At 67.9% G+C, this 24,766-nt stretch carries 20 protein-coding genes and 1 pseudogene; 14 read left to right on the forward strand and 7 right to left on the reverse strand.

What is annotated here, in order from left to right; genetic code table 11:
* Positions 1-147: 147 nt before the first annotated feature.
* From KY501_RS42070 to KY501_RS42095, 6 genes are all read right to left on the reverse strand, one after another.
* On the reverse strand, positions 148-834 hold the full coding sequence (locus KY501_RS42070) for a hypothetical protein (RefSeq protein ID WP_224369712.1): 687 nt from the start codon (positions 832-834) through the stop codon (positions 148-150).
* Positions 835-949: 115 nt separating this feature from the next.
* Complete coding sequence (locus KY501_RS42075; RefSeq protein ID WP_224369714.1) at positions 950-1,780, reverse strand: hypothetical protein; 831 nt, start codon at positions 1,778-1,780, stop codon at positions 950-952.
* 10 nt (positions 1,781-1,790) lie between these two features.
* Positions 1,791-2,243: a hypothetical protein gene (locus KY501_RS42080; RefSeq protein ID WP_224369716.1), complete on the reverse strand. Its 453-nt coding sequence runs from the start codon at positions 2,241-2,243 to the stop codon at positions 1,791-1,793.
* Positions 2,240-3,196 (reverse strand): hypothetical protein, encoded by a 957-nt coding sequence (locus KY501_RS42085; RefSeq protein ID WP_224369717.1) that lies wholly within the window; start codon positions 3,194-3,196, stop codon positions 2,240-2,242. The genes KY501_RS42080 and KY501_RS42085 overlap by 4 nt, the downstream gene beginning before the upstream one ends.
* Positions 3,196-4,515 carry a hypothetical protein gene (locus tag KY501_RS42090; RefSeq protein WP_224369718.1) on the reverse strand — a complete coding sequence of 440 codons (1,320 nt, stop codon included), beginning with the start codon at positions 4,513-4,515 and terminating at the stop codon, positions 3,196-3,198. The genes KY501_RS42085 and KY501_RS42090 overlap by 1 nt, the downstream gene beginning before the upstream one ends.
* Positions 4,499-5,317 carry a hypothetical protein gene (locus KY501_RS42095; protein ID WP_224369719.1) on the reverse strand — a complete coding sequence of 273 codons (819 nt, stop codon included), beginning with the start codon at positions 5,315-5,317 and terminating at the stop codon, positions 4,499-4,501. Before KY501_RS42095 ends, KY501_RS42090 begins: the two co-directional genes overlap by 17 nt.
* 55 nt (positions 5,318-5,372) lie before the next feature.
* Between KY501_RS42095 and KY501_RS42100 the strand changes: the two genes are divergently transcribed.
* The 14 genes and pseudogenes from KY501_RS42100 to KY501_RS42165 all read left to right on the forward strand — a co-directional run bounded on the left by KY501_RS42100 (position 5,373) and on the right by KY501_RS42165 (position 23,641).
* Positions 5,373-6,191, forward strand: coding sequence for a hypothetical protein (locus KY501_RS42100; RefSeq protein WP_224369720.1), 819 nt, complete (start codon positions 5,373-5,375; stop codon positions 6,189-6,191).
* Between the two features lie 31 nt (positions 6,192-6,222).
* Positions 6,223-6,525, forward strand: coding sequence for a hypothetical protein (locus KY501_RS42105; RefSeq protein ID WP_224369721.1), 303 nt, complete (start codon positions 6,223-6,225; stop codon positions 6,523-6,525).
* A gap of 208 nt (positions 6,526-6,733) precedes the next feature.
* Entirely contained in the window at positions 6,734-7,027 is a 294-nt protein-coding gene (locus tag KY501_RS42110; RefSeq protein ID WP_224369722.1) for a hypothetical protein, read from the forward strand.
* Positions 7,028-7,057: 30 nt separating this feature from the next.
* Complete coding sequence (locus tag KY501_RS42115) at positions 7,058-7,273, forward strand: hypothetical protein (RefSeq protein ID WP_224369723.1); 216 nt, start codon at positions 7,058-7,060, stop codon at positions 7,271-7,273.
* Positions 7,274-7,336: 63 nt separating this feature from the next.
* A pseudogene (locus KY501_RS42120) lies at positions 7,337-8,224 on the forward strand (tyrosine-type recombinase/integrase); the annotation flags it as partial.
* Between the two features lie 596 nt (positions 8,225-8,820).
* On the forward strand, positions 8,821-9,627 hold the full coding sequence (locus tag KY501_RS42125; RefSeq protein WP_224369725.1) for a hypothetical protein: 807 nt from the start codon (positions 8,821-8,823) through the stop codon (positions 9,625-9,627).
* Positions 9,628-9,685: 58 nt separating this feature from the next.
* A complete protein-coding gene (locus tag KY501_RS42130; protein WP_224369726.1) occupies positions 9,686-10,996 on the forward strand; it encodes a M18 family aminopeptidase in 1,311 nt (436 codons plus the stop codon).
* 155 nt (positions 10,997-11,151) lie between these two features.
* Complete coding sequence (locus KY501_RS42135; RefSeq protein WP_224369727.1) at positions 11,152-11,547, forward strand: hypothetical protein; 396 nt, start codon at positions 11,152-11,154, stop codon at positions 11,545-11,547.
* A gap of 24 nt (positions 11,548-11,571) precedes the next feature.
* Entirely contained in the window at positions 11,572-14,661 is a 3,090-nt protein-coding gene (locus KY501_RS42140) for a TonB-dependent receptor domain-containing protein (RefSeq protein ID WP_224369728.1), read from the forward strand.
* A gap of 222 nt (positions 14,662-14,883) precedes the next feature.
* Positions 14,884-15,081, forward strand: a complete 198-nt coding sequence (locus tag KY501_RS42145) for a hypothetical protein (RefSeq protein WP_224369729.1) — start codon at positions 14,884-14,886, stop codon at positions 15,079-15,081.
* 107 nt (positions 15,082-15,188) lie between these two features.
* On the forward strand, positions 15,189-16,322 hold the full coding sequence (locus KY501_RS42150) for an MvdC/MvdD family ATP grasp protein (protein ID WP_224369730.1): 1,134 nt from the start codon (positions 15,189-15,191) through the stop codon (positions 16,320-16,322).
* 47 nt (positions 16,323-16,369) lie between these two features.
* Positions 16,370-21,667, forward strand: a complete 5,298-nt coding sequence (uvrA, locus tag KY501_RS42155) for an excinuclease ABC subunit UvrA (protein ID WP_224369731.1) — start codon at positions 16,370-16,372, stop codon at positions 21,665-21,667.
* A gap of 50 nt (positions 21,668-21,717) precedes the next feature.
* Positions 21,718-23,028: an AAA family ATPase gene (locus tag KY501_RS42160; RefSeq protein WP_224369732.1), complete on the forward strand. Its 1,311-nt coding sequence runs from the start codon at positions 21,718-21,720 to the stop codon at positions 23,026-23,028.
* Positions 22,994-23,641 (forward strand): hypothetical protein, encoded by a 648-nt coding sequence (locus KY501_RS42165; RefSeq protein WP_224369734.1) that lies wholly within the window; start codon positions 22,994-22,996, stop codon positions 23,639-23,641. Before KY501_RS42160 ends, KY501_RS42165 begins: the two co-directional genes overlap by 35 nt.
* A gap of 7 nt (positions 23,642-23,648) precedes the next feature.
* Here the strand turns inward: KY501_RS42165 and KY501_RS42170 are convergent, their stop codons facing one another.
* Positions 23,649-24,725, reverse strand: coding sequence for an ADP-ribosylglycohydrolase family protein (locus KY501_RS42170; protein WP_224369736.1), 1,077 nt, complete (start codon positions 24,723-24,725; stop codon positions 23,649-23,651).
* Positions 24,726-24,766 lie beyond the last annotated feature (41 nt).

Below are 24,766 nucleotides of genomic sequence, written 5' to 3' on the forward strand. Positions count from 1 at the left end.
AGTGCGGGGGGCGGGCGTCGGCGTGGTTGCCATAGACAGGTGCCTCGTTGGAGTGTGGTGGCGCCCGGCTCACCGGGCACCGAGGGAGCTGCAGCGCGGGCCACGGAGGAGCCCGCCCTGCCTGGGTCGCGCGGCCGCTCAGCCGGCTCAGCGCGTGGTGCCGACCTTGAGGGCGATCTCGCCGTAGATCTCGACACCGAGGATCCACCCGGCCGAGGGCAGGGCGGTGCTGATGGCGTTGATCTCGGCCAGCGCGGCCGCCTCGATCGTGAGGATGGCCTGGAGCGCCTGGTCCTCCTTGAACTTCGTGTCGCCCGGCACCTGGAAGAGGCCGACGGGGCTCATCGGGCCGAACGTCTCGTTGAGCTTCTTGTCAGCCCCCGCGGAGTCCGCGGTGGCGTACCGCGTCTCGACGCCCACGCCCGCCGGGATGGTCAGCGACGGCTGCTTGATGACCTTCGCCCCCGAGGGCAGCTGGATCGTCAGGATGCTGTGCTCCGCGAGGATCGCCTTGATGGGCAGCACTCCCGGGAAACGCTCGCCCACGTAGAGGCCGATGGCCTTCGGGTAGACGTCGGCCACGGGCTTGGCGCCGGAGGCGAGCCAGTTGTTGTACGCATTCTCCGCGATGCGCACCGGGAAGTCCGACGCCTCCTTGAAGATGTCGACCTGCCCGTTGTTGAACTTTCCGAACGCCGTGTTGCTGTTCACGTTGCCGGTCATCCGGAACGCAGCGTGCAGCCGCGCCGGCGCGACGTTGCGCAGCTTCTCGATCTGCTTCTGCGCGTTGCTGATTCGCTGCTTCCCCTGCCCCTGCCCCTTCTGCTGTGCCATGGTTCAACCCTCGAGTAACGTCTGTGCTGCGGTGGAAGTGAAGGAGGCCTGGGGAGGCGGGAGGCCGAAGCTCCGGCCTCCCCAGGCGTCCTGGAATGCGGTGGCTGTCGCCCCGTCAGGCGCTCCAGCCGTTCTCGGACTCACCGGAGAGGCCTTCGTCGGCCTCGATGTCGCCGAGGTCGTCCGCCACCTCGAAGGAGCCGCCGCTCAGGTCGGCCTGCTCGATGCCCTCGACGCCAGAGCTGTCGCCCTTGGGGAGGGCCAGGAGGTTGCCTCGCTGGTCCATCACGAGGACCTCACTCTCTCCGAGGTCACCCAGCAGCGTCGCGCTCTCGGTGCCACCGTTCTCCAGGTTGAGCTCGATGGCCTCCCCGGCCAGCGCGTACATCGGCTGAGAGGTGCCGTCAGGCAGCATGCGGTAGACCTGGCCGCCGGAGATGTAGACATCATCCGGCGCTCCGAGCTGCGCGTAGCCCACCTTCTGGAGAGCGCCGACGGGCTGCCCGGCGCCGTTGGCGAGCTCGCTCAGCCCGTGGAGGGCGGCGAGGGCGGCGCCAGCGCTCGCGACCGCCTTACCCGCACTCGGGTTCAGCCGGTTGAGGAACAGGCCCAGTCCCATCGTCGCCCCGGCCGGGAGGATGGTGCGCAGCCCGGCCCGCACCATCCGGTTCGACACCCGCGTGGTGACCTGGTGGAGCAGGGGCTGCAGGGCGACGACCGTCGCCATGCCGACGCCCGCGGCCACCAGGGTCCCTCCCACGTCCACGCCGGGGTTGCGTCGACGCGCCCGGGCCCGCCGGGGGGCAGGGGGCGGCGCCGCCTGTCGGCTCCGGCGCTTCCTCTTCGGGGTGGCTGAGGTGCGCGATTTGGCCGTCGCCGCCCTCTTCTTGTTCTTCTTCTTGGTGCCGTTCACGATCATCAGCTCCTTCTGTCTCTCCAGGTTCATGGGCTCCCTTTCACCCTCGGATCCCGGAGGGGGTGACAGAGAAGCCCCCACCGGAGATGACGTAGACGGAGCCCACGCAGCACAGCCGCGGGCGCCCCTTGAAGTCGTGCTCGTAGTCATCCGCGCGCCCGCTCCACTTGTCCGAGCGGTAGGCGATGGACGCGACGCACCCACGGTCCTCAGTGGCGCCGAGCTCCACGGTCGCTGGGGTGACGTTGCCCGCCTCGAACTCCGACCAGCGTTTGTACGCTCGGGCGACGCCCTTGAGAGCCCGCTTCGCGGAGCCCGCGAGAGGCCCCGGTGCCGCCTTCGGAGCTGGCACGAGGTACAAGCGCTTCTGCGTCGAGTCCGTGCAGAGCCAAAGGCCCTTTCTGGGCCACGAGAGGGTGGACCGCTTGCCGTCCTTCTCGACGCGAAGCTCGAGGACGGTGCCAAGCTGCGCGAGCGCGTGAGGAATCTTCATGGCCGGGGCGCCTCGGCTTCCTTGTCCCTCACCACCCGGGCCACCTCGCGAGCTCCCCAGGCGAGGCCCGCAGCCACCAGGCCGAACCCGACCCACTTAGCGGCCGTCGCGAGGGCGCTGAAGGGGGATTCGTTGGACTCGGCGCGGACCTTGTCCGCCTCATTGCGCAGCGTGCGGAGCTCCTTCACCTCCGCGCCCTTGCCCTGCTGGACCAGCGTGAGCTCCTGCTTGGCCACCTCGGCGCGCGCCACCTCGGTGGCATTCTGGTAGTAGGCAAAGAGGCTCGCAGCCAGCGAGGTTGCGACGGCCACGGTTGCGACAGCCGCCCCGGCGCCGACCACGAGGGGGCTTCCCAGCGTGGACTGCCCGGTGACGAGGCTCGCTCCCTTCTCGAGTGCGGACATAACAGTCCCCAACTGCTTCCACGTCTCCTCGGCGCGCGAGGCCGGGGCCCCGAAGAGAGTGTCCGAGGCCTGCGTCGAGAGCTTCTTGCCCTTCAGTCCAGCGCGGAGCTTGTCGAGCTCGGCGCGCATGCTGGTGAGCTGGGCAACCTTCGCCTTGAGCTCCTTCAGCTTGTCGGCGGCCGCGGTGACGCCTTGCTCCACCTTGCCCGCCACGGCGTGGGAGACGCGGTACCAGAGCGAGCTCCGCTCCTCTGCGTCCTTCAGTTGGGACTGGCCCTGCTTCAGCCAGAGCTGGAGGTTCTCCCGCCACTTCGCCACGGGCAGGCGGCCTGCCACCACCTCGTCGATCTGCTTGGTGGCGAAGTCCTGCACCGTCTTCGAGTAGGTGGCCGCGGCGCCAATGCCCGCCTTCTTCACAGAGTCCTCCCCGCCCGCCTCGTTGGCGGCTTTCACCACCTTCTGGGCAAGCTCGAGCAGGGGCTTCACCTCAGCCTTCAGCGTGGCGGCCGCGACGGGAGGCGCCACCTTTGCGACGACTCGGGCGGCCATCACTCCTCCTCCGCCGCGGAGCTGTCGTCGAAAGGGCCCGCATCAAGGCTCTCCTCACCCTGGGGCTCGACTGCGTCCTCGGAGGCCTCCTCGTAGGAGGCGCCGTCATCCTCGGGCGCAGCCGGCTCGAACGTCTCCGCGTCCTCCGGAGGGCTGACGAACGCCGACGCCTCCTCCTGCATGGAGGAGGGGTGGGGCGCGACGGAGACAGGTGTCGGCTGCGCCGCAGCCGCAGAGGAAGCAGCAGCGGCGGCAGCGGCGCGGGCGATCAGCGTCTTCGGCTTGACGCCAACAGCCTTGGGGGCGGCGGGCTTCGAGACCGTGCGAGCTGTCGAGGCCTTCAGCGCCTTGGCCGTGGAGGGCTTGGGGCTCGCAGCCTTCGCGGCCGTCGACACCGCCCGGGCAATGGGGTTGGACTTCACCGCGGCCGAGAGGCCGGGCGCGACCTTGTCCAGGAGCATGGGCGCCGCAGCTTTGGCCAGGCCGCCGACGCCACCCTTCTTCACTGCGTTGATGACCTTCACGCCCTTGGAGGCCACGTCGATGGCGGTGAGGGCGGCCGACCCACCGGGAACGAAGCTGATGGCCTTCTTCAGGATCGCGCCGCCAACCTTGCTGGTGGCCACCTTCGCAACTCCCTTCGCGAGCTTCTTGAGCGAGAAGCCGCCGAGGCCGGAGAGGCCCGGAGGGGGGCGAGCGCCACCACGTCGACGAGCGCGCCGGGGGGCTCCTTCGGTGTAACCGAGAGTGGAGAGGGACACAGGGAATCTCCTCGTGACTGCGTGGGGGAGGACGTCGCCGAGCTGGGCCCGCTCGGCAGGGCGGAGCAGATCCAGGACTGGGTCAAAAGAGTGCACTTGACCGCAGGACCGGCACCACACTTCGAGCCAAGTGTGGTTGTAGCGAACGGGCTCGCCGGGGCGAGGGGCGCGCCGCGCGCCGATGATCACGAACACAGGGTGCCCGATGGCCTCGAAGAGGCTTCCCGCCTTGATGACAGCGCAGTCGCAGTCCCGCCCCCTCGACGGGACAGCCGCACCCTGCAGAAGCTCGGCGTCGACCGGGTCCAGGCGGTACGGTGCCGCCTCCAGCCCAGTCATGTAGTCCCACACAGCTTGGATTTCGCCGTGGTAGTCGTGGGGCCGGGCGAGGAATGCGGCGCGTCTGGCCTCGTCCTGGACCTCCGGGTCCTTGCTCCCCTCGCGGATGAGCTCGAGCATCCGCGCACGCGTCCTGTCGACGCCCTCGGTGCCCGGCAGCAGAGGCTCCCGGCGCACCCGGTGGCCTGCGCGCGAGATGGTGTCAGCTCTCGGTGCCATGGGTGCCGCCGCCCTCTGTCCCGCCCGCACCCACCGTCGCCTTCCTCCGGAACCCCACAACCTTCCCGCGAGTGCCCTCCTCGGCGGGCTCCTGCCGAGGGGCGGCACCAGCTCGAGCCGCCCGCGCTTCGTAGAGCCGCGCCTTGGCGTCCGAGGTGCGCGCGCGCACCTTGAGCACGTCCGCGACGCTCTCCACGAGCTCGGCCACGGCTGGGGCCAGCACCGGGGACTGGATGGCCCTCTCCAGGAGACCGAGAAGCCCGGTCGCGAGCGGTGAGGCTCCTTCCCCGTCCCCCTCCTCCTCCGGGTCCTCCTCGTACTCCTCGCGAGGAGGGTTGAGCTTGCTCTCCACGGCCTCGCGGATCAGCCGCTCCGTCACCTCTCGGAAGAGGTCTGTCGGCGGCGCGACTGCTGGGGCGACCGGCGGTGTGACGGAGGGCGTGACGGCTGGCGTGACGGCGGTCGTGACTGCGGTATTGGCGTCGCGCACCCGCAGGGAGACCGTGGCCTGGCTGACGTGACGGCCCTTCTCGCGGATCCGGAGGGAGTAGTCCCCAGTGGGCAGGTTCAGTGCCGCCAGGTGGTCGAGGACCTGGAGCTCGAGGGGCACGTCACGACGCAGCAGCCGAATGGGCTCAACAGCTTGTCGAGCTCCGGCAGGGTCAAACCGGAGCTCCAACGTGCACCGCGCATCCTCACCCAACTCGTCCAGAGCTGCCTGGAGTGCATCAAGCCCGTCCGCCACGCCCGTCACCTCCGCCCGGGCACTGAACCCGGGGGCGAGCGCGTTAATCCCAGACACGTTATGCTGGAGCTCTCTCGTTGTATGGGTGAGGTGGGCGATGGCTGGTGGGAGAGTGAATAAGCAGTCGGGCAGTGGTGCGTCTTCAGTGGTGTCCGCGGCGAAGAGGGAGCAGCCCCAGGAGGGTGCGAGCTCCGCCACGATGGACCCGAAGGACGCCAAGGTTCTCCAGGCGGAGTGGGAGCAGCGGCCGACGGTGAGCGCGCGCGCCCTCGTCGACAGCTGGAAGCTCGTGAGCACACGCCTGGTCTCCGAAGTGGTGGCGGCGATTCCGTCGGCCGCGCCGCTGGAGTTCCTCCACGCGTCCCTGTGGTCGCCGGAGAAGGTCGCAGAGAAGGTGGCGGTTCTCGAGGAGGTCCCGGAGTCAGTCCGCTACGTCATCTACAGCGCGCTCACCGCTGCGCTCATGGAGACGAAGCACCTGGTGGCGGATCTCTGCAGCGTCCCAGAGGCGCAGCGAGACGCCTTCCTCCTTCAGTTGGCCGAGTTCATCCAGGACCGGGAGTTGTATGGCCTGGCGTCGCCGCCCATCATGATGCAGGGGGGCCACGCTCCGCAGGCAGGCTCCCGCGCGATCCACGCTGGGGTGTATCTGGGCCTGGCTGAGTACGTCATCAGCAAGGGGCCCTCGGCGGGCATGCGTCGGCCCGCGGTGGTGGTGGAGCTCCACGAGGACAACAGCGCGACGCTCGCGGTGCACTTCGCCATGGCGGACGTGCCGCACGAGTCCAGTGTGGAGCTCCAGCGCGTGCCCTTCAGCTCTGAGGTGAAGCCCGGCACCTGGTTCCACGAGGGGGTTGGCGCCCCAGTGGTGAAGATGGAGGAGCCGATCCAGGCCCCCGCGCTCGCGGTGATGAAGACTCCGAGCGCGTAATTCCACGCGCTCGGTGATGGAGGCGGTACCGATGGCGGAGCGTGGCGGGGTACGGGAGAAGGTGCTGCGTGTGGTGATTGTGGGAGGCACCATGCTCGGAGCGCTCGGAGGGGGCGCTACCGGCATGGTGGCTCTCAACCACGGTGAGGAGCAGCGTGCTGTGCAGACGGCTCACACCGAGCTGATGCAGAAGCTCGAGCGGGCAGCCGAGCGTGACCGTGACAACGCGGAGCGCCTGGCCCGCATCGAGTCGGATGTCTCATGGTTGGTGCGCATGGTTGGTGCGCCAACCACAGATCAAAGCGGCACCCCCTCCCGGGTGGGGAAGCGGTAACGCCTGAGAGGGTGGCAGGCCTGTAGCAGTCAGCAAGGACTCACTGGCCTGCCACCCTACCCTTGGGGACATTACGAAATAAAACACCCCGGGATAAGTTTGCCTTGTGGTGGGCGGCGGGTTGGTGGGTGGGGGCCTGGTGGCAGTGGTTGCCATGCAGGCTCCAGTTTTCTCGGTGCCGCTCCGTTCTCTTGGAGGCGTTGAGCGTATGGGCACCCAAGGCAGTCCGCGCAGTGGCAAGAAGATGGCTCGAGTCAACGTGCCTGTCCTGCGTGAGGTGTTGCAGCGGCTGGGCTCCGAGAAGGGAATCGCCCTCGTGGGCGAGTGCTACGACTTGGTGAGCAGCGCGGCGTTGGATGCCTTTGACCAGCTCGACGTGAACCCGTTGCTCAAGTCGGCCGCGCGCGGTCCCATCGAGATGGTGGTGGCTGGTGGCCGTGGCATCGTCATCGACTGGGCCCACAAGCAGCTGCCCAACACGCAGGTGCCGCCTCAGGCATAAGGTGCCAACTCCGGCCGAGCGCGAGGGACTATGCCACTCGAGGTGCACTTCGCTGTGGATGGTGGCGCTCCGCTGTGGACGCGCCCCTATAGCCGGGAGCCCCTGCCTGATGCCGGGGCTGTCGTGCAGGTGGTCGGCGCAAAGTCCTACGTGGTGCTCGGGCAGGAGTGGCTCTATGCGAGCACCGGGCACCTCGCCGTCGTCGTGGTGTGGCTGAGGGAGAGCCCTGCGGACGCTCGCGGGTGAGGAGCGCTGCTTCCTACCTGAAAGGTTGCACGCCGCTCTGGCTCGCCTACGTACGGCTGTCGCATGGACAGCCTCGATCCTCTCCTCGTCTCGTTTCGTCGGTACCTCACCACCATCCGCCAACTGTCCCCACACACGGTAAGGAACTACCTGGTGGACCTCGGGCGCTTTGATGCGCATCTGCGCTCGCGGGGGAGGTCTCTCGCCGAAGCGACGTCCGACGAGGTCCTCGAGTACGTCGCGTCGATGGAGGTGGAGCTCGCTCCAACGAGCCGCGCGCGGCACGTCGCAAGCATCAAGTCCTTCTACCGCTACCTCGTGCGCGAGAGGGTGATCAGTTCGAGCCCCGCGAGAGCCGCCCGGGTGGTCGCGCCCAAAGTGAGGGAGCGCAGTGTGCCCCGCGTCCCCGAGGTAGCTCACATCCTCGAGCAGCCGGCGGCGGACACAGCGCTTGGGCTACGTGACAGGGCTATCCTCGAGCTGCTCTACAGCGGTGGGCTCCGCGTCTCGGAGGTGGCGGGATTGGACATCGAGCATGTGGACCTGCGGGAGCGCATCGTCCGTGTGATGGGGAAGGGAAGCAAAGAGCGCCTCTGTCCCATCAACGCCGTGGCTGCGCGGGCGGTTGCTGCGTATCTCCAGCGTCGCGAGGAGCTTCGCTCGAAGCACAGGGCGGTGCACGCGACCGCGCTCATTGTGGGGGAGTGGGGGCGCCGCCTGACCGACCACCAGATCCGGCTGATCGTGGTGGAACACTCGCGCGCGGCCGGAGCGGAGCTCACACCTCACACGTTGAGACATGCCTTCGCTACGCACCTGCTCCACAACGGCGCGGACATCAAGTTCATCCAGGAACTGATGGGGCACGAGTCGCTGACGACGACCAGGCTGTACACCCACGTCACTCTGGACTACCTCCAGCAGGTCCACGCGAGGGCCCACCCTCGGGCGAGCCTGGAAGGACAGGCAACGGACTGCGCGGGGGCGGAGCGCACTCGTAGCACAGACGGCCGATGCGATGCCCGATGCACACCCAGCGACTGCACCGCCCACAACGCCGCTTCGACCAGCACCCGCAAGGCGGATCCAGCTCGCACTTGTGCGACGGCGTCCAGCGACGCACCGGGGAGCTCACTGGACACCTCGGATCTTTCTTCTTGATGCGGGAAGCGGGCCGGATCTAGCGTCCCTCGCTACCGGCCTGTAAAAGGTCGGGTGACCCGGGGAGTGCAGACACACTCCACCGGGGCCCTAGGCACGTCAGGAGGTGAGACTCCTGCGGCTTTCTGATGGGTCCTCGCGGTGAGACGCGGGCAGCTCATCGGGTGACGGCGCCCGGACCCGGAACATTTGTAGGCTGCCCTGTCTGGGACAGCACGGTAGCGCCTCGTCCTGACGGGACCTGGCGCGGTGGTGCGTGCCGTGGCGTCAGCCGAGTTGCTTCATGAAGAAGTACCCTCGCGCGCTCGGTCGAGCCAACGAAGATTTCTTACGTCGACGGAGGTCGACATAACGGGTCATTATCTGACAGCCTGAGTGAAAGTTGCATGCCCTCTTTTCCCTCAGAGTTCGCTGATCTTCTCACCCCGCGTGGCCTCCGGATTCTCAAAGGTCGAGACGCGGAAGCCTGTGGCGCACTGCTCCGAGTGCCCCCCCAGCGCTTCATCTCTCTCTCCGGAGTCGTGGATCCGAAGAAGGCCGCCGCATGCCGCAATGCGTTGGAGGAGGAACTCCGGGGCACGCTCACGGAGATGGATGATCCCATCCCTCCCGAGAGCCTGCTGGGCATGACGGAGAACTACTCGGAATTGCTGCCCAAGTCCGTCCGCGTGCGCACCGCGTTGCTCGGCAGTCGGCGCTCCCGCTCGTGGAGCGCGGCCGAGCGAGTGGGGCTGACTCGCATGCTGCGCTCGGAGAGCTTTGGCGCCTTCGCCGCCGCCGTGAGCGGACGCGCGCTGAAGAGGAACTGGGGCATCCAGGTGCTGTGCTACGGGCCCGGGGACTACACGGGCCCCCACAATGATCACCACCCCGAGGATCTCGAAGCCCGGGACGGCTACGTGGACATGCACATCACCCTGGCCACGCCGGCCGTGGCGCACCAGTGGCTCGTCTACGCCAAGGGCGGCCACTTCACGGAGATCTCCAGCGTCAACACCGTGGGCGGGGTGACGGTGTACCGGCTGCCCTTCTGGCACTACACCACGCCGCTGGTGGCCCGGCCTGGCGCAGAAGAGGCCGCGCGACGCTGGGTGCTGCTCGGCACCTTCCTGGATGCGCCCCGAACGCATCGTCGGGGCACTGCCATCGAGCCGCCCACGTCGCAGGGGCCACAGTCCCGCAGCCAGGGCTGAACACCGCGCAGCGGTTTCCCGTGGCCGCTCTCCACGGGAGCGCTAGCCTGCGTCCCCCATGAGCCCCATCGACATCGACACTGCGGCCAAGGACATTCTTGCCTACATCGACGCCTCGCCCACGCCCTACCATGCGGTCCGTGAGACGGCCCGACGCCTGAGCGAGCAGGGCTATCGAGAGCTGGATGAGCGCGAGCCCTGGTCCCTGCAGCCCGGAGATCGGGTGTACGTCATCCGGAGCGACACGAGCATCGCCGCGTTCCGCCTGGGCACGGCACCGGTGGATCGCGCGGGCTTCCGATTGGTGGGCTCCCACACGGACTCGCCGAACCTGCGCCTCAAGCCCAACGCCCCTTATGCCAAGCACGGGTACCACCAGCTCGGCGTGGAGATCTATGGAGGCGTGCTGCTGAGCACGTGGCTGGATCGCGACCTGTCGCTCGCCGGGCGCGTGGTGGCGCTGGCCGGGGGGCGCCCCGTGTCGCACCTGGTGGATTTCCGTCGGCCCCTGCTGCGCGTGCCCAACCTGGCCATCCACCTCAACCGCACCGTCAACACGGACGGGCTCAAGCTCAACGCGCAGGATCACATGGTCCCCGTCCTGGGCCTGGAGAGCGCGGGCCCGGCCGAGCTGCGCTCCCTGCTCGTCCAGGAGCTGTCCCGCTCGGGTGTGCGCGCCGAGGCGGGAGACATTCTCGGCTATGATCTGGCCCTCTACGACACCCAGCCCTCATCGCGCTCGGGCGCTCATGGCGAGTTCCTCCACGCACCGCGCTTGGACAACCTGGCCAGTTGTTACTCGGCCCTGAGCGCGCTGCTGGCGGCGGACAAGGCGGGCGAGTCTACCTGGGGGGTCGTCCTGTATGATCACGAGGAGGTGGGCAGCCGCAGCTCCCAAGGCGCCGCCGGCACCTTCTTGAGGGATTGCTTGCAACGGCTGGTGCTGGGGCACTCGGATGGACGCGGGGATGCGTTCCACCGCGCCATCCGCCACTCGTACCTGGTCTCCGCGGACATGGCCCACGCCGTCCACCCCAACTACTCCTCGCTCCACGAGCCCCGCCACCAGCCCCTCATGGGCGGCGGCCCGGTCATCAAGTCCAACGTGAACCAGTCCTACGCCACGGATGGGGAGACGTGGGGGTACTTCGCGGCGCTGTGCCGAGAGGCTGGGGTGACGCCCCAGCACTTCGTCACCCGCACGGATCTGGGCTGCGGCAGCACCATTGGCCCCATCACCGCTGCGGAGCTGGGCATCCGCACGGTGGATGTGGGCAGCCCCATGCTCTCCATGCACTCCATCCGCGAGCTGGCCGCCGCCTCGGATGTGGTGTCCATGATCTCCGTCCTGCGCCGCTTCTTTACCTGATCACCTGATCCGGAGTGCGCGGCCGCCCGGGAGAAAGCGACATCCCACGTCGGGGGCAATACCTCTCGATATGGGATGCCCTTGGTTGACGTTAGGTGAATGGATCGTCAACATGCCTGTCCGTTTTCGGACAAGTCTCCTGGGAGGGTGTCAGCGTGAGAGCTGTGGTTCTGACCGCGGGTCTGTTGGCTGTGATGGGCCTCGTCACCGGGTGTTCCAGCAAGTGTGAAGCTGTCTGTGGCAACGCCAACGCGTGCGATATCTCGGAGCGCGCGGTGGATGTCGACTGCCCTGAGTTCTGCGCGGATGTCGAAGACTTCAATGTCCGCGCGAAGGCAGCGGACCATGAGAGCTGCGACGCCCAGTTCCAAGCGCACCTGGATTGCTGGGACAAGAACTCTTCGAACATCTGCAATGCCGAGTACGAAGGGTGCGTCGAGTCCGGGCAGGCCTGGGTGGACTGCATGAAGCCTTATTGCGAGGCCGTGGCTGCAGACAAGGCGACGGATCCCAACTGCTCGAAGGGCGTCCCCACCCTCTCGCCCTTCTAATCCTGTCGTCCCTGAGAGCCATCCATGTCTCGAGTCCACACCAGCAAGGGGTCCAAGGTGTCGAAGCAGTCCACCCGCAAGAACACGGTTCTGGCATTGGCCGTCCTCGTCTCCGGGACCGGAGGCACGGCCGTGGCGCAGGAGGCGCCCGCCCCGGCTCCGGCCACGCAGGAAGCGGCACCTCCTGCCCCGGCGCCCGCTCCGCAGGCCCAGCCCCCAGCGGACGCCCCCGTCCAGCAGCCCATCGAGTCCACGCAGCCCCAGGCTCCGGTCACCCCAAAGGCCCAGCCCGCGCCGAAGCCCGCCGCGAAGCCCGCGGCCGCGGAGCCGGTTCCCGAGGAGGAGTACGTCGAGGAGATCGTCGTCACCGGCTCGCGCATCCCGCGCAAGGAGCTGACCACCGCCGCTCCCGTCACCGTGCTCGATCGTCAGCAGATCGAGAAGACCGGTAAGACGTCCATCGGTGAGATCCTCCAGAACCTCCCGGAGCAGTCCAACGCCATCAACACGCAGTACAACAACGGAGGTGACGGCTCCACGCGCGTGAACCTCCGCGGCCTGGGGGCGGAGCGCACGCTGGTGCTCCTCAACGGCCGGCGCCACGTGGCCGGCGGCACCGGCGCGGACGCCACGGTGGACCTGAACGCCATTCCCACCGCCGCCATCCAGCGCATCGAGATCCTCAAGGACGGTGGCTCGGCCGTGTACGGCTCGGACGCCATCTCGGGCGTGGTGAACATCATCACCCGCAAGGACTTCTCCGGCACCGAGCTGCGCGCCTTCTCCGGTATCTCCTCGCACGGGGACGGGGCGCTGTATGACTTGAGCCTGACGACGGGCCAGAGCACCGAGCGTGGCAGCGTCCTCTTCACCGCGGGCTACTACACCCAGAAGGACGTGTTCGCCGGCGATCGTGGCTTCAGCGAGTTCGCGCGGACCTATAACTGGCAGTCCCGGAAGGTCTCCACGTCGGGCAGCGTGTACATCCCGGAGGGCGCCTTCTTCATCTATGACCGCGTGAACGGCAACGCGACATGGAACGACCTGCTCAGCCGCTACCCGGACGATGACGCCTTCATCCGAGGCGCGGATGGCTACCGGCCGTTCGATCTCTCGGGCGTGCCGGAGGCGGGGGGTGATCTGTACAACTACCAGCCCATCAACTACCTGGTGACGCCGTCTCAGCGGGCCCACATGTACTCCACCGGTGGAGTGCGACTGGGCACCAACTCGCGGGCCTTCTTCGAGGCCTCGTACACCAACCGCCAGTCGTCCCAGCAGTTGGCGCCCGAGCCGCTCAGCACCGCGGGCGAGGGGCTGACCATCTCCTCCGCGAGCATCTACAACCCGTTCGGGGTGGATCTCACTCCAGACACCGTGGAGGTGCTGCGCCGCCTGACTGAGTTCGGCCCTCGCTACTTCCAGCAGGACATCACCACCTTCCGCATCGTCACCGGGCTCGAGGGCAAGCTGGACGAGGACTTCGGTCCCCTGAAGGACTGGCACTGGGACGTGGCCTACAACTACGGCCGTACCCAGGGCATTGACACCAAGCAGGGCACGCTGCAGGTGAGCCGGCTGCAGGCCGCGCTCGGACCGAGCTTCATCGATCCGTCGACGGGCCTGGCCGTGTGCGGTACTCCGGAGGCGCCCATCGGAGGCGGGTGCTCCCCGCTGAACCTGCTGGGCGGCCCCGGCACCATCTCTCGGGAGGCCGTGAACTACCTGAGCTTCCGAGGCACGGCTCGCGGCTTCACCCAGCAGACGTCCATTACCGCGAACCTGGGCGGCGAGCTGTTCAGGGTGAGCCCCACCGCGCGTCCCGCGGGGCTCGCGCTGGGCTACGAGCACCGCCGCGAGGGAGGCGCCAACATCCCGGACCCGATCACGAACGCGGGTGACACCACGGGCAACAAGGTTGCCTCCACGGAGGGTCGCTACTACGTGAACGAGGGCTACATGGAGCTCTCGGTCCCCGTGCTGGGCGAGACGAACTCCGAGACGGGCGAGCTGCGGGACGTGCTCGAAGTCAGCGGCGCCGCGCGCGCGTTCAACTACAACACCTTCGGCTCGGACTTCACGTACAAGTTCGGTACCCGCGTGAGCGTCATCCCCGACTTTACCCTGCGCGCCACGTGGTCCACCGCGTTCCGCGCTCCGTCGGTGAACGAGCTCTTCCTGGGACAGACCGACAGCTTCGTGGGTGTGAAGGATCCGTGTGCCAGTGACGCTCGCACCGAGGGCTCGGCGTTGGATCAGGCCTGTGACGCACAGGGTGTGCCGGACGGGCTCTCGGATCCGCGCTTGCAGCAGAGGACGCTGCTGGGCGGAAACGCGAAGCTGAAGCCCGAGACGGCGAAGATCCTCACGGTGGGCGTCGTCTTCGAGCCTCAGTTCCTGAAGGATGTCTCCGCCACGGTGGACTACTACAACATCGCCGTGGACGACTCGATCACCGAGCTGGGCACGGACGTCATCCTGAACAACTGCTACCCGACCGCGAATGGTGTGACGCCGCAATACTGCGAGAAGGTTCACCGCAGCGCCAACGGGTTGATCAACTTCGTGGATGATCCGCTCACCAACGTGGGTGGTGACCGGACGGGAGGCATCGACATCTCGTTGCGCTACTCGCCGCAGACGCCGTTCGGGCGCGTGGGCCTGAGCGCGGACGCCACGTGGCTGCAGAAGTTCGACCGGACGCTGGCGAACGGCCGGGTGCTCAAGGCCAAGGGCAACTACGATCTCCAGGAAGTCCACACCGACTGGGTGGGCATGTTGGGGGCGAGCTGGGCCCGGGACGCGGCCAGCGCGGCCGTCAACATGCGCTTCGTCAACGGCTTCAAGGAGTGCCAGAACAACGACTGCCAGGAAGTGGATGGGGCCTCGGCTCCGATCTCCCGCACGGTGAAGGACTACTACACGTTCGACGCCAACGTGGGCTACGACTTCGAGACGAAGCTGGGCACCCTGGGGGCGCAGATCGGCGTGAACAACATCTTCGATGCGAAGCCGGCGGTTGTGTACAACGGCTTCCTCGCGTCCTCGGATGCTTCGACCTACGACTACATGGGCCGGTACTTCTACGCGCGGCTGTCCTACAACTACTACTAGGCGAGTCGGCGAGACACGTTGACGAAGTTCCGGGGGCCGTCACGGGCGAGCGTGACGGCCCTCGTCTTTTTCGCAGGGGTGGCGCGCGGGCAGGCCTTGGTTCCGTGCCTCGAGAGGGGGGCGATCGGGGCGCGGTGCTGTATCGCGATCCATCCACTCTCGCGGTGCCTCCGTAGTCCCTCATGGCTCCATGGCGGAGCCACTGACACACGGAGGCGTCACATGAAGAAGAGCGAGCTGAAGGCAGAGGGGAAGCAGCCGGGACGTGTCCTCGGACGCGTGCTGGCCGAGGAGCTGGAGTGCGTGCGGGGTGGCTACCCCGGGCTGGTGGTTGCGCAGGCGACCGGTGGGCGGACCCGGGATCCTCATGGTCACCCGGATCTCACCGGCGGCAGTGCGGACCAGACCGATGGTGACTGAGGGCCTGCGCCCTTGAGAGTCGTTGTTCCTCCTTGCAGACATCCGGCCGGAGAGCGCGCCCTCTCTCCGGCCGGGTGCCATCCCCACCGCTTGCACGAGCCCCTGCCATGAAGACCGTTCTCCTCCTCTCTCGCCCCAATGACATCCACGCCACCGCCGTCGCCGAGGCGCTGCGCCGCAAGGGCGTGGACTGCCTGCTCTGGCACACCGCGGACTTCCCCACGCGCGCCACCGAGACGGTGCGCTTCGAGAAGGGATGCCGCTCGGTTCATGTCCGGGGCCCGGAGCTGGAGTTCTCCGAGCAGCGGATTGGAACGGTGTGGAACCGCAGGCCCGCGGTCGTGATCGATCCCCAGCGCATCCACCCCGCGGATCATGAGTACGTGGATCTGGGGTGCAGGACGTTCCGGCGCTCGCTGCTCGACACGCTCGCGCCCGAGGCCTTCTGGGTGAATCCCCACCGCGCCGTCGAGCGGACCAGCAAGCTCCGGCAGCACCAGCTCGCGCTCGAGGTGGGCCTGGAGGTTCCGGACACCGTGTACACGAATGATCCGCGAGAGATCCGCGCCTTCCTCCGAGAGCACGGCGGGCAGATTGCCTACAAGCCTTTCAAGATGACCGCGTGGCGGGACGACGCGAAGTACTACATGACGTATACGAGCCGGCTCACCGAGGCACAGCTCATCGAAGATGAGCTCCTGTCCATGGTGCCCGGCATCTACCAGGAACTCGTGCCCAAGGCGTACGAGCTGCGCGTCACGATGATGGGACGGCGCGCGTTCGCGGCGAAGCTGTGCTCGCAGGAGACTCGTGAGGGGCGGCTCGACTGGCGCCGGGCCGACCCGGACGAGCTGAGGATGGAGCCATTCGAGCTCCCCTCCGAGGTGGCCGAGCAGTGCTTCGCGCTGATGCAGGGGCTGGACATCGTCTTCGGTTGCTTCGACTTCATCGTCCGGCCGGATGGCCGCTGCGTCTTCCTCGAGGTGAACCAGGCCGGGCAGTTCCTCTTCGTGGAGAACGACGCGGGGCTGCCGCTGCTGGACGCGTTCGCGGAGTTCCTGCGCCAGGGGAGCGTCGACTTCGAGTGGAGCCCGGACCGGGTCTCCGTCCGGTACGCCGAGGTAAAGGACGCCGCTCTCCAACGGATGGAGCGGGAGCTGGCACTCCATGTCCGGGAGCCGGAGACCACGTGGTACGAGGGGCCAAGCGTGCCACCGTCCCCTCGGACATCCAACCTATAGGATAAGCTTGGCGAGAGCCAATCTGGCCGTTAAATGACGCGGCCTCCATGCACAAGACGCACCTCGTTGGCGCTCGCACCCACAATCTCCAGTCCCTCTCCGTCGACCTGACGGAAGGAGAGTTCGTCTGCATCACGGGAGTGTCCGGTGCGGGCAAATCGAGCCTGGCGCTCGACACCTTGTATGCCGAGGGACAGCGGCGCTTCGTCGAGAGCTTCAGCCCGTATGCTCGCCAGTTCCTCGAGCGGCTGGAACGGCCGCCCATGGACACGCTCGAGCCCGTGGCGGCCGGTGTGGCGGTGGATCGCCGTGCCCCCGTGAAGAGCTCGCGCTCCACCGTGGCCACGTTGGCGGATGTGGAGGCCTACCTCTCGGCGCTCTTCACCCGCGAGGCCATGCCCGTGTGCCCCGATTGCGGCGTGGAGGCCGTGCGGACCGATGCGCGGGTGGCTGCCTCCGCGGTCATCGCCGCGCACCCGGAGGTTCAGGCCATCTTCACGTGGCCGGTGCGGATTGCCGGCACGGCGGAGTTCCTCGATGTGCGGACCCGGCTGCTCAAGGACGGCTACCACCGGCTCTTCGTGCAGGGCGAGGTGCGGGAGCTGGAGTCTCTGCGGCCGAGCGAGGCGACGGACTCGGCGGGCATCGCGCAGGTGGTGGTGGATCGAGTGAAGCTGGGGGGCTCGCAGCTCTCGCGCGTCACCCAGGCCTTGGAGGATGCGTGGGCCCGCAGCGAGGGCGAGGCGCGGGTGTTCCTCCCTGATGGGGCGACCCAGCGCATCCGTCGAGGGCTCGTGTGCCCGAAGTGCGCTCGTGAGTTCGAGCCTGCTCGGCCGGGACTCTTCAGCTACCAGTCCGCGACGGGCGCGTGCGCCACGTGTCGAGGCTTCGGGCGCACCATTGGAATCGACTGGGACAAGGTCATCCCGAATCCCTCGCTGAGCCTGGCGCAGGGGGCCATACGGACGTGGACGGGGAAGACCTCGGATTGGGAGCGGAACATGCTCCACCGGTACGCCCGGGCCATGGGCATCCCGCTGGACAAGCCGTGGGGTTCGCTCACTCCAGCACAGCGGGAGATGGTGCTGGAGGGGGAGGGGGACTACGACGGCGGGCGCGCGTACCCCGGGGTGCGCGCGTGGTTCCGGTGGATGGAGAGCCGCACGTACAAGATGCACGTGCGTGTGCTGCTCTCGCGCTATCGGGCCTACTCGCTCTGCGAGCGCTGCAAGGGTGCTCGGCTGAACGAGCAGGCGCTGGCGTACCGTGTGGGTGGGTTGGACCTGGCGGCCTGGCATCGGCTGGAACTGTCCGACGCCTGTGAGCGCTTGGAGGCCCTGCGCACCACCACTGGGCAAGGCGAGCTGGCACGCAAGGAGCTGGCCAACCGGCTGCACTACCTGGTGCGTGTGGGGCTTGGCTATCTCACGTTGGACCGGCCGGCCCGGACGCTCTCGGGCGGAGAGGCGCAGCGCGTGTCGCTCACGGCGGCGCTTGGCACGTCGCTGACGGGGGCTCTCTTCGTGCTCGATGAGCCGACCGTGGGCCTGCACCCCAGTGACGTTCGGCCGCTCACCGAGGCCATGGCGGAGCTGGCCGATCGCGGCAACGTCACGCTCGTCATCGAGCAGGACGCGCATGTCATCCGCTCCGCCCATCGCGTGCTGGAGCTGGGGCCGGGGGCGGGCAAGCACGGCGGGAAGCTGTGCTTCGATGGGACGCCCGAGGCGCTGGCGAAGCGCACGGATCTGCCCACGGGGCAATTGCTGGCTGGCAGCGAGGGAGCGTCGCGCTCGCCTCGGAAGCGCTCGGGAGCGCTGGGGGTGCGCAATGCCCGCGAGCACAACCTGCAGGGGCTCTCCGTGAAGGTGCCGCTCGGGGTGCTGTGCACCATCACGGGGCCGAGCGGCTCGGGCAAGAGCACGCTGATGGACGAGGTGCTGTACCGGCACCTGGCGCGCGGGCTGGGCGAGAAGGATGTGGAGGCTCCCGGCCAGGTCGATGCGGTGGAGGGTGCCGGGGCGGTGAAGTCCATCACCTTCGTGGATCAGTCGCCGCTGGGACGCACCTCGCGTGGAAACCCCGCTACGTACACGAAGGCGTGGGATCGGCTCCGCGAGCGCTTCGCCGCCGAACCGGAGGCGGAGGTGCGGGGGCTCACGGCCGCGCACTTCTCCTTCAACGTGGACAAGGGGCGCTGCGAGGCCTGCGCGGGCGAGGGCTACGAGACGGTGGAGATGCAGTTCCTCGCGGACGTGGCGCTGCGCTGCGCCTCGTGCCGGGGCCGCCGCTTCAAGGAAGAGGTGCTCGCCGTCCAGCACGCGGGCTTCAGCGTGGCGCAGATGCTGGAGCTCACCGTGGACGAGGTGCTGAAGCACTTCAGCGAAGATGCCGTGCTTCGGCGCACCCTGGGGCCTGTGGCGAAGCTCGGTCTGGGCTACCTGTCGCTGGGGCAGCCGTTGTCCACGCTGTCCGGTGGCGAGGCGCAGCGCTTGAAGCTGGCTCGGGCGCTGGCTGGCGATACGGAGGGCGCGCTGTTCCTGATCGACGAGCCGAGCGCTGGTCTCCATGAGACCGATGTGCGCCATGTGCTCCATGCGCTGCACGCGCTGGTGGAGCGAGGCGCCAGCGTCATCGTCGTGGACCATGACCTCTCGGTGATGCGGGGCTCGGATTGGATCATCGATCTGGGCCCGGGCGGAGGTCGGCATGGCGGGCGTCTGGTGGCCGAGGGTACTCCTGAGGATGTGGCAAGTGGCCCCGGGCTCACGGCGGCGGCGCTGCGGGGCGAGGGCGCGGCGACCCGGCGTCCGGCGAAGACTCGTGGAGCGGGGGCAGGCAGTCCGGCCATCGAGGTGGAGCACGCTCGCGAGCACAACCTCCAGGAGATCTCCTGCCGGATTCCCCTGGGGAAGATGACGGTGGTGACGGGGCCGAGCGGCTCGGGCAAGAGTTCGCTGGCGTTCGATGTCGTCTTCGCCGAGGGCCAGCGCCGCTTCCTGGAGACGCTCACTCCGTACGCGCGCCAGTTCCTGCCGACAATGCCTCGGCCGGATGTCGAGCGCATCAGCAGCATCCCGCCCACCGTGGCGCTGGAGCAGCGCACCTCTCGCGCGGGCGCGACGAGCACCGTGGCCACGGTGACGGAGGTGGCCCACTACCTGCGGTTGCTCTACGCCAAGCTGGGGCTGCCGCACTGCCCGAAGGATGACTCGCCGATTGCCTCCACCACGCCGGATGCGCTGTATGCGCAGCTGACGGGGATGAAGGGAGAGGGCACGGTGCTGGCTCCCGCGGTCCGTGCGCGCAAAGGTACCTACTTGGACCTGTTCGCCGCCGCGGCTCGCGGAGGCATCACCACGGCCATCGTGGATGGGCAGCTGGCCAACACGGACAACCCGCCTCGCCTGACGAAGACCCGCGAGCACGACATCGATCTCGTGATGCACGAGGGGAAGCTGTCGCAGCTGTCTCGGGCGGTGTTCGATCGGGCACTGGGCTGGGGACAGGGGGCGCTGAAGGTTCGGGGAGGCAAGGGCGAGACGCTGTTGTCCACGGAGCGGACCTGTCCGCGCTGTGGGACGGCCGTGCCGGAGCTGGATCCGCGCTGGTTCTCCTTCAACACGAAGCAGGGCCGCTGCGAGGCGTGTGAGGGCACGGGCGTGGAGGGTGGCGCCGAGGCCATTGCCGAGGGCCACACCGAGCCATGCAGTGTCTGCGAGGGCTCACGGCTGGCGCCAGTGCCGAGAGGGGTCCGGCTGGAGGGGGCTCGCTACCACGAGGTGGTGCAGAACTCCGTTACGGCCACGCTCGCGCGTGTGCAGGGCTGGAAGTTTCGTGGGGACCGGGCGCTCATCGGCGAGCCGTCGCGTCAGGAGCTCGTCCGCCGCCTGGAGTTCCTGGAGCGTGTGGGGCTGGGCTATCTCTCGCTGGACCGAGCTGCGGCCACGCTCTCGGGCGGAGAGATGCAGAGGCTGCGTCTCTCCGCGCAGCTTGGAGCAGGGCTGACGGGTGCGCTGTACGTGCTCGACGAGCCCACCATCGGTCTCCACCCGCGAGACACCCACCGGCTGCTGTCCAATCTGCGAGCGCTCGTGGACACGGGTTCGTCGGTGCTCGTCGTGGAGCACGACACGGATACCATCCGGGCTGCGGATCACCTCATCGATCTGGGGCCTACGGGTGGGCGCGGTGGTGGGCGCATCCTCGCGGAGGGCCCGCCGGAAGAGGTGCTCCAGCGGGAGGATTCTCCCACGGCTCGGGCACTGAGGGACTCCCAGGTCCGGCCGCCGTCCACGCGGGGGAAGGCTGAACGGTGGATCGAGCTGAAGGGGGCTCGTGCCAACAACCTCCAGCGTGTGGACCTGCGGCTGCCCGTGGGGCGATTCAACGTCATCTCGGGAGTATCGGGCTCGGGCAAGAGCACGCTCATCCGTCAGGTGCTGTATCCGGCGCTGCGGGAGAAGCTGGGGCTCGTGGCGCCGAAGCCGGGGCCGTTCGACTCGCTCCATGGCGCGGAGGCAGTCTCTCGGGTGCTGGCGGTGGACCAGTCTCCCATCGGCCGGACGCCGCGCTCGGTGCCGGCGACGTTCCTGGGCATCTGGGATGAGTTGAGGCGCACGTTCGCCGCCACCCCTGAGGCGAAGATCCGGGGTTTCGCTCCGGCGCGGTTCTCCTTCAACACGGCGGCCGGAGGTCGGTGCACGGCGTGCGAGGGGCAGGGCGCCATTTCGCACGAGATGTCCTTCCTCCCGGACGTGGTGACGCCGTGCGAGGTGTGCGGTGGGGCTCGATTCGACGCGGCCACGTTGGAGGTGCGCTACCACGGGCTGACGATCGGCGAAGTGCTGCGGCTGTCCGCGGACGAGGCGAAGGAGGTGTTTCGCGCGCTGCCGAAGGTGTCCGCGCCGCTGGAGTGCCTGTCGGATCTCGGCGTGGGGTATCTGCAGTTGGGGCAGGGCTCCAACACGCTGTCGGGCGGGGAGGCGCAGCGTTTGAAGTTGGCTGCGGAGCTGACGGCCACCTCGCGTCACGAGCCGACGCTCTACGTGCTCGACGAGCCCACCACGGGCCTGCACCTGGGAGACGTGGAGCGGCTGATCACGTTCATGGGCAGGCTGGTGGATCGCGGGGACACGCTCGTTGTCATCGAGCACCACCCGTCAGTGATTGCCGCGGCGGATCACGTGGTGGAGCTGGGGCCCGAGGGAGGCGAGGCGGGTGGTCGCATCGTGGCCGAGGGGCCGCCGCGCGAGGTGGGCAAGGCGAAGACCGCCACGGGGCGCGTGCTCAAGACCCTGTTCTCCGGGAGCGAGGAGCGCAAGCAACGGACTGCGACGCGGTGAGGAGCGAGCTTTCGCTCCCGCCGCCGGAGAAGATCGGCTAAGGGTGGGACATGCTGCGTGGGCTCCACATGCAAGGAGTCGGTCCTGCTCCGACTTTTGACATCCAGTTCGCCGAGCGGCTGAGTGTGCTGACCGGGGACAATGGGCTGGGGAAGAGCTTCCTCCTCGACGTGGCTTGGTGGAGTCTCACGGGAACATGGCCGGGACTTCAGGCCTGGCCTCGCCAGGGCGCGAAGCAGCGAGAGATCTCCTGGACGCTGGCTGGCAAGACAGGGAAGGAGAGCCACAGGAAGAGCAGGTTTGATCCGAAGCGCCAGCTATGGCCTTTGCCCGAGGCTCGGCCGAGCATGCCGGGGCTCACGGTGTATGCCCGGGTGGATGGAAGCTTTTCGGTCTGGGATCCTGCGCGGAACGACTGGCCTGCGATTCGCTTCGCGGAGGCGGATACGTCCCGGCGCCCGGAGGCGTTCCATTTCCTGCCAGAACAACTGTGGGAGGGGCTCAGCTACGAGGGCAAGACCGTTTGTAACGGGCTGATCAGGGATTGGGTGAACTGGCAGCTCCAGGATGGAGTGGACTCCCATTCGCCCTTTCAACTCCTGTGCCGTGTCCTGGAGCAGCTCTCTCCCTCTCGAGGAGAACCCATCAAGCCAGGCCGCCCCACGCGCCTCTCCGTCGCGGACGTGCGTGACTACCCCACGATCGAGATGCCCTATGGGACGATCCCGGTCGTGCACGCGTCGGCTGGCGCCAGGCGGATCCTGGGGTTGGCCTATCTCATCGTCTGGACGTGGCACGAGCACCGGAAGGCCGCGGAGCTGCTGGGCGAGAAGCCTGAGACACGCTTTGTCCTGATGGTGGATGAAGTGGAAACGCACCTGCATCCTCAATGGCAGAGACGCATCGTCCGATCGCTCATCGATGTCATCGAGGGCTTGTCGGAGAAGACCTCCGTGCAGGTGCTGCTCACCACGCACTCGCCCCTGGTGCTTGCGTCACTGGAGCCCTTCTTCGATGAGGATCGGGATGTGCTCTTCCTGCTCGAACTCGAAGGGGAAAAGGTCCGGCTTCGGCAGCCACCCTGGACAAAGCGGGGTGACGTCAATGACTGGCTGACCTCGGAAATCATCCAACTGGCTCAGCCACGTTCTCTTGAGGCAGAGCGAGTCATTGAGGCAGCCGAGTCCTTCATGAGGGGTGAGCGCGACGTGCTTCCCGAGGGACTGGCATCGAGCGCGCAGATCCATGCCGCGCTGCAGAAGTTGCTACCCGACCAGGATCCTTTCTGGCCCAGATGGATCGTCGCGCGTGACAAGGAGGATCCCCATGGTTCGATGCGTCCCGGTCGACGAACCCGCTGACTTCCATGGCGATGTTCGCCAGCGAGGCCTTGAATGGCTGCGCCGCCATGGTGCGAGCGGAAGCCGACCCCCCGCATATTGGCGGCGCTTCAATGCGGAACTCGCGGCGGCCTTCCACGAACGCTGTGCGTATACGGCCATGTTCCTGAGCTCTCCAGGGACCGTTGATCACTTCGTTTCCATCGAAGAGAACCGCAGCCTCGCCTACGAGTGGAGCAACTACCGGTACTCAGCGGGGTGGATCAACAGTAGCAAGCAGTCGCTGGCTTCTGGCGGGCTGCTGGATCCTTTCCTGGTCCGCCCGGGTTGGTTCGAACTGCACCTACCGTCACTCCAACTGAGCGTTTCGAGCCGATGTCCGCGCCAGTATCGTCGCCAGGCGGAGAACACCCTCATCAAGCTGGGGCTCCGAGATGATGAGCGGGTGATTCGCTATCGGCGTAAGTGGCTCGAGGAGTACGAGAAGCGCGAGATAACGCTCGACTACCTGGAGCAGAAGGCTCCGTTGGTCGCGCTGGCCGTTCGACGGTGGGAGGCGGAGAACGGGCGCCGGTGGAGGCCCGTGAATTCACCCCCTCAAAGACAGGTGACCCGGCGCCGCCGTGCGCGTTGAGTCTCCCTCACGGAGGGAGCAGTCGCCGGAACCCGTGCCCGAGCACGATGAGCAGGAACGCCAGGTTGCGTGGCATCAGCCCCGGCCAGAACAACGGCAGTGGCCCGGGGCGATCTGCTGCTCCTTCCGCCGGGAACTGCCGCGCCAGCCGTTCCGCCAGCCGTTCCATCCACTCCACGGTGCGAGGCCACTCCACCACCCCAGCGAGCCACTCGGGCGGAATGCCCTTCACTCCCACCGTGGCGCCCACCAGAGCGCCCACGATGGCTCCCGTGGTGTCGGCATCCCCGCCGAGCCGGATGATCTCCTCCACCGCGCGTCGGAAGTCTCCCGGGTGGCGCAGCCACACATAGAGCGCCGCCGGAACCGTGTGGAGCACGAACCCGGACACGCCGTGAGAGCGTCCGAACTTCCCCGCCATCCGTCGAGCCGACTCTCCACGCGAGAGGTACTCTCGCAAGGTGCGAACGGCGTCGCGGAGCTCGGGAGCCGACACGCGAAGCTCGAACTCCTCGAGGAGCGCATCGCCATCCACCCCGGCAGCGCCTCGCCGGGCCCCATGCGCCGCGGCGAGCGCCACCAGGAGCGCGCCCTCCTCCGCGAGCACATCCCGGTGCGTCATCCGGCTGGAGGCTCGCACGAAGGCCTCCAGCCGCTCCGGTTGGTGCGCCAGGCACACTCCCAGGAGGGGGGCTCGCATGGCGGCACCGTTCCCCGAGGAGGCAATCCCACTGCGCTCCGGAGAGAACCCCAGCCACAGGCGAAGGATGGACAGCAGCGTGGCCCGGCCCAGTCCGGCAGGCAGGCTCAGCAGCCACGCTCGCAACCTCCAGCCCAGATTCCGAGCGAAGGCTGAGGCATCATCGGGCTGCGCCAGGAGCGCCTGGCCCACCATGCACGCGTGCTCGGTGTCATCGCTGCCGAGCCCTCGCCCGAAGAAGAGCTGGTGGCGCAGCGGCCCATGCCCGAATCGGAGCGCTGCCTCACCCCGGGAGAGTCCCTCTCGCGGCAGGCCGAGCGCGTCTCCCACGAGCGTTCCGAGCAGCGCGCCCGCGATGATCTCCTGTCGGCTCCTGGCCTCCATGCGGGCCAGGGTGTCACATCTGGCTCAGAGAGAGCAGGGGC

The organism is Hyalangium versicolor (assembly GCF_020103695.1).
GTDB lineage: Bacteria > Myxococcota > Myxococcia > Myxococcales > Myxococcaceae > Hyalangium > Hyalangium versicolor.

What these genes read in the sequence shown, in the direction of transcription:
- KY501_RS42150 (WP_224369730.1), top strand. Translation starts at nt 15,189, where the DNA reads ATGAAGACCGTTCTCCTCCTCTCTCGCCCCAATGACATCCACGCCACC.
- KY501_RS42140 (WP_224369728.1), top strand. Translation starts at nt 11,572, where the DNA reads ATGTCTCGAGTCCACACCAGCAAGGGGTCCAAGGTGTCGAAGCAGTCC.
- uvrA (WP_224369731.1), top strand. Translation starts at nt 16,370, where the DNA reads ATGCACAAGACGCACCTCGTTGGCGCTCGCACCCACAATCTCCAGTCC.
- KY501_RS42170 (WP_224369736.1), bottom strand. Translation starts at nt 24,725, where the DNA reads ATGGAGGCCAGGAGCCGACAGGAGATCATCGCGGGCGCGCTGCTCGGA.
- KY501_RS42125 (WP_224369725.1), top strand. Translation starts at nt 8,821, where the DNA reads ATGCCCTCTTTTCCCTCAGAGTTCGCTGATCTTCTCACCCCGCGTGGC.
- KY501_RS42145 (WP_224369729.1), top strand. Translation starts at nt 14,884, where the DNA reads ATGAAGAAGAGCGAGCTGAAGGCAGAGGGGAAGCAGCCGGGACGTGTC.
- KY501_RS42085 (WP_224369717.1), bottom strand. Translation starts at nt 3,196, where the DNA reads ATGGCCGCCCGAGTCGTCGCAAAGGTGGCGCCTCCCGTCGCGGCCGCC.
- KY501_RS42105 (WP_224369721.1), top strand. Translation starts at nt 6,223, where the DNA reads ATGGCGGAGCGTGGCGGGGTACGGGAGAAGGTGCTGCGTGTGGTGATT.
- KY501_RS42080 (WP_224369716.1), bottom strand. Translation starts at nt 2,243, where the DNA reads ATGAAGATTCCTCACGCGCTCGCGCAGCTTGGCACCGTCCTCGAGCTT.
- KY501_RS42130 (WP_224369726.1), top strand. Translation starts at nt 9,686, where the DNA reads ATGAGCCCCATCGACATCGACACTGCGGCCAAGGACATTCTTGCCTAC.
- KY501_RS42160 (WP_224369732.1), top strand. Translation starts at nt 21,718, where the DNA reads ATGCTGCGTGGGCTCCACATGCAAGGAGTCGGTCCTGCTCCGACTTTT.
- KY501_RS42070 (WP_224369712.1), bottom strand. Translation starts at nt 834, where the DNA reads ATGGCACAGCAGAAGGGGCAGGGGCAGGGGAAGCAGCGAATCAGCAAC.
- KY501_RS42110 (WP_224369722.1), top strand. Translation starts at nt 6,734, where the DNA reads ATGGGCACCCAAGGCAGTCCGCGCAGTGGCAAGAAGATGGCTCGAGTC.
- KY501_RS42165 (WP_224369734.1), top strand. Translation starts at nt 22,994, where the DNA reads ATGGTTCGATGCGTCCCGGTCGACGAACCCGCTGACTTCCATGGCGAT.
- KY501_RS42075 (WP_224369714.1), bottom strand. Translation starts at nt 1,780, where the DNA reads ATGAACCTGGAGAGACAGAAGGAGCTGATGATCGTGAACGGCACCAAG.
- KY501_RS42115 (WP_224369723.1), top strand. Translation starts at nt 7,058, where the DNA reads ATGCCACTCGAGGTGCACTTCGCTGTGGATGGTGGCGCTCCGCTGTGG.
- KY501_RS42090 (WP_224369718.1), bottom strand. Translation starts at nt 4,515, where the DNA reads ATGGCACCGAGAGCTGACACCATCTCGCGCGCAGGCCACCGGGTGCGC.